Annotated in this window: 3 protein-coding genes; 2 read left to right on the forward strand and 1 reads right to left on the reverse strand. The window is 74.0% G+C overall.

Going from position 1 to position 3,679, the window contains the following annotated elements; translation table 11 throughout:
- The coding region (locus AB0C29_RS38115) for a helix-turn-helix domain-containing protein (RefSeq protein ID WP_360831126.1) at positions 1–529 on the reverse strand (529 nt) is incomplete at its 3' end.
- A 59-nt stretch (positions 530–588) separates the two neighbouring features.
- On the opposite strand from AB0C29_RS38115, the gene AB0C29_RS38120 reads away from it, so the two are divergent.
- Both AB0C29_RS38120 and AB0C29_RS38125 read left to right on the forward strand, forming a co-directional pair.
- Positions 589–2,847 (forward strand): glycoside hydrolase family 3 C-terminal domain-containing protein, encoded by a 2,259-nt coding sequence (locus AB0C29_RS38120; protein ID WP_360831129.1) that lies wholly within the window; start codon positions 589–591, stop codon positions 2,845–2,847.
- A partial coding sequence (locus tag AB0C29_RS38125) for an MFS transporter (protein ID WP_360831132.1) occupies positions 2,844–3,679 on the forward strand: 836 nt, incomplete at its 3' end. The genes AB0C29_RS38120 and AB0C29_RS38125, both read left to right, overlap by 4 nt.

Below are 3,679 nucleotides of genomic sequence, written 5' to 3' on the forward strand. Positions count from 1 at the left end.
TGGGGCTCCGCCGGCGGTGGGTGCCCGCTTCGCCGCGGGGGGCCGCCGCCGGGGGGGTGCTGGCCGGCCGGCCCCCGCCGGCCCGCTGGTCCGCCTCGATGCGCTCGGTCAGCACCTGGCGGAGCTGGGCGAAGCGCCGGCCGAAGAACTCGCGGGACGGCTCGTGGCCCTCCTCCAGCGCGCCCGCCACCAGCGTCGAGTAGAGCTGGACCAGGCCGGGCACGCCGTGGTTGCGGCGGGCCGCGTGGGTCATCAGCCCGACCACCGAGACGTCCGGGGGCAGCCGGTCCTCGGCGACAGAGCGTTCCTCGGCGGCCCGGTAGACCTCGATGAGCAGTTCCTCGCGGGAGGCGAAGTAGTGCTTGAGCGCCGCGTGCGAGACCCCGATGGCCTCGCCGATGGCGCGCAGCGAGGTGCCCTCGGCGCCGCGTTCGGCGAAGACCTCGATGGCCCGGTCGAGGATCTCGCGCCGGCGGCGCACCCCTTTGTCGTACGCGCCGCGCCGGGTGATCTCGGGGACCTCGTCCATCGCGCCATCGTAGGCCACAAAAACTTCCATGCGGAGGTTTTCATTGTTACGGTCGGGTCATGACACTCGACGTTCCCGCGCTGCTCGCCGCACTCACCCTCGAGGAGAAGGCCACCCTGCTGGACGGGGCCGACTTCTGGCGTACGCAGCCGGTCGAGCGTCTCGGCATCCCCGGCGTGATGGTCACCGACGGGCCGCACGGCCTGCGCAAGCAGGCCGGCGAGTCGGACCACGTCGGCCTCAACGACAGCGTCCCGGCCACCTGCTTCCCGCCGGCCGCCGGGCTCGCCTCGACCTGGAACATCGACCTGCTGGGCCGCATCGGGGTGGCGCTGGGCCGGGAGTGCCGCGCCGAGCAGGTCGCCGTGCTGCTCGGCCCGGGGGTCAACATGAAGCGCTCGCCGCTGTGCGGGCGCAACTTCGAGTACTTCTCCGAGGACCCGCTGCTGGCCGGCGAGCTCGGCGCGGCCCTGGTCAACGGCCTGCAGAGCACCGGGGTGGGCGCCTCGCTCAAGCACTTCGCCGCCAACAACCAGGAGACCGACCGGATGACGGTCTCGGCCGACGTCGACGAGCGGACGCTGCGCGAGATCTACCTGCCGGCCTTCGAGCGGGTGGTCACCCAGGCGCAGCCCTGGACGGTGATGTGCGCCTACAACAAGATCAACGGCACGTACGCGAGTGAGGATCCCTGGCTGCTCACCCAGGTGCTGCGCGACGAGTGGGGCTTCGAAGGGCTGGTCGTCTCCGACTGGGGCGCGGTCAACCGCCGGGACGCCGGGGTGGCCGCCGGGCTGGACCTGGAGATGCCGTCGTCCGGTGGCGCCGGCACCCGGGTCATCCTGGACGCCGTCCGGGCCGGCACGCTGAGCGAGGCGGACGTCGACCGGGCAGCGACCCGGGTCCTGACACTGATCAACCGGTCCCTGCCCGCGCTGCAGGACGGCCAGACCTTTGACGCCGACGCCCACCACGCGCTCGCCCGTGAGGCCGCCGTGGCCAGCGCGGTGCTGCTCAAGAACGAGGGCGGGATCCTGCCGCTCGACCCCGCGGGCGGCGGCCCGGTCGCGGTCATCGGCGAGTTCGCCCGGACGCCGCGGTTCCAGGGCGCCGGATCCTCGCAGGTGAACCCCACCCGGGTGGACACCGCGCTGGACGCCCTGCGAGCCGCCCTCGACGGGCGCCGCGCGGTCACCTTCGCCCCCGGCTTTATGATCGACGCCGAGGCCGCCGACGAGGGCCTGGTCGCCGAGGCGGTACGGGCCGCAGCCGCCGCCGACGTGGCCGTGCTCTTCCTCGGACTGCCCCCGTCGTACGAGTCCGAGGGCTACGACCGCGACCACATGGACCTGCCCGCCCACCAGCTCGACCTGCTGCACGCCGTGGCCGACGCCAACCCGCGCGTGGTCGTCGTGCTGTCCAACGGCTCGGTCGTCACCGTCGCGCCCTGGCAGGACCGCGCGCAGGCCGTGCTCGAAGGCTGGCTGCTCGGCCAGGCCGGTGGCAGCGCGACCGCCGACCTGCTGCTCGGCGCGGCCGATCCGGCGGGCCGGCTCGCCGAGACCGTCCCGGTGCGCTTCGCCGACAACCCGACCATCGGCGCGTTCCCCGGCGAGCTCGGCCACGTCCGGTACGGCGAGGGCCTGCTGATCGGCTACCGCTGGTACGACGCCCACCGCCTCGAGGTGGCGTACCCGTTCGGCCACGGCCTCTCCTACACCAGCTTCGGCTACAGCGACCTGTCCGTCTCCGTGCTCGCCGACGGCGACGATCCGCGGGTCGAGGTCAGCCTGACGGTCACCAACACCGGTACGCGCCCGGGCCGCGAGACGGTCCAGCTCTACGTCACCGACCCGCAGGCCACTGTCTATCGCCCCGAGCAGGAGCTGCGCGCGTTCACCCAGGTCGCGCTCGGTCCCGGTGAGAGCGCGCCGGTGAGCCTGACGCTGGGGGCGCGGGCGTTCGCGTTCTGGCACGAGGCGGCCCGCAACTGGGTGGTCGAGGGCGGCGAGTTCGGCGTCCGCGTCGGCGCGTCCTCACGCGACATCCGGCTCACCGGCACGGTCACGCTGACCGGCCAGGGCTACGCCGTGCCGCTGACCGCCGAGTCGACCGTGGACGTCTGGCTGGCCCACCCGGCCGCCGGCTCGTGGCTGCGCGAGCAGCTCGGCACGGGCCTGTTCACCGACATGCTCTCCGACCCGACCAACGGCCAGATGATGCGGGCCATCCCGCTGGTCCGGCTGTCGCGCTTCCCGGGCTTCCCGGTCACCGAGCCGGACGTCGAGGCCGCGGTGCAGCGGTTCAGCGCACAGTGACGGCAACCCTCGGCGCCGGACCGGCCGAGCAGGCCCGCCGGGCCCGGATCGCCGTCGCGGCGGTGTTCCTGACCAACGGGGCCCTGTTCGCCAACATCGTGCCGCGCTACCCGCAGATCAAGGAATCGCTGGAGCTGAGCAACGCGGCCCTCGGCTCGGCCCTGGGCGCGGGCGCGCTCGGCTCGCTGCTCGGCGGCCTGTTCGCCGCCACCGCGATCCGCCGGTTCCGGTCGTCGCGGACCGGGCTGGCCGGGATGCTGCTGATGGCGGTGGCGTTCATCCTGGTCGCGGTCGCGCCGGCCTGGTGGGTGCTGGCCGCGGTGTTCCTGGTGGCCGGGGCGGCCGACGCGATCGTCGACGTCGCGCAGAACGCGCACGGCCTGCGGGTGCAGCGCCTCTACGGCCGCTCGATCGTCAACTCGTTCCACGGCGTGTGGAGCATCGGGGCGGTGCTCGGCGGGCTCATGGGCTCGGCCGCGGCCGGTCTGGGGGTTCCGCTGGTCCTGCACCTGAGCGTGGCTGCGGTGCTGGTCGGGGGGATCCTGCTGGTCGCGTACCGGTTCATGCTGCCCGGACCGGAGGACGCCGAGCGGGCGGCGCCGCAGCCGGGTGCGGCCCTGCCGGGCCGGCGGTCCTTCGCCTGGCCGGCGGTACGGATGCTGGCCGCGCTCGGGGCACTGGCGGCCTTCGGGGCACTCGTGGAGGACGCCGGCTCCTCGTGGGGCGCACTCTACCTGACCGACTATCTCGGCGCCGGCGCGGCGACGGCCGGGCTCGCGTTCGTGGCGCTGCACGTGGCGATGACCGCCGGACGGTTGCTGGGCGACCGGGC

It is taken from the genome of Actinoplanes sp. NPDC048791 (genome assembly GCF_040650095.1).
Lineage (GTDB): Bacteria > Actinomycetota > Actinomycetes > Mycobacteriales > Micromonosporaceae > Actinoplanes.

Bases quoted from the DNA above. Each gene is read 5' to 3' on its own strand.
- AB0C29_RS38120 (WP_360831129.1), top strand. From the start codon at position 589: ATGACACTCGACGTTCCCGCGCTGCTCGCCGCACTCACCCTCGAGGAG.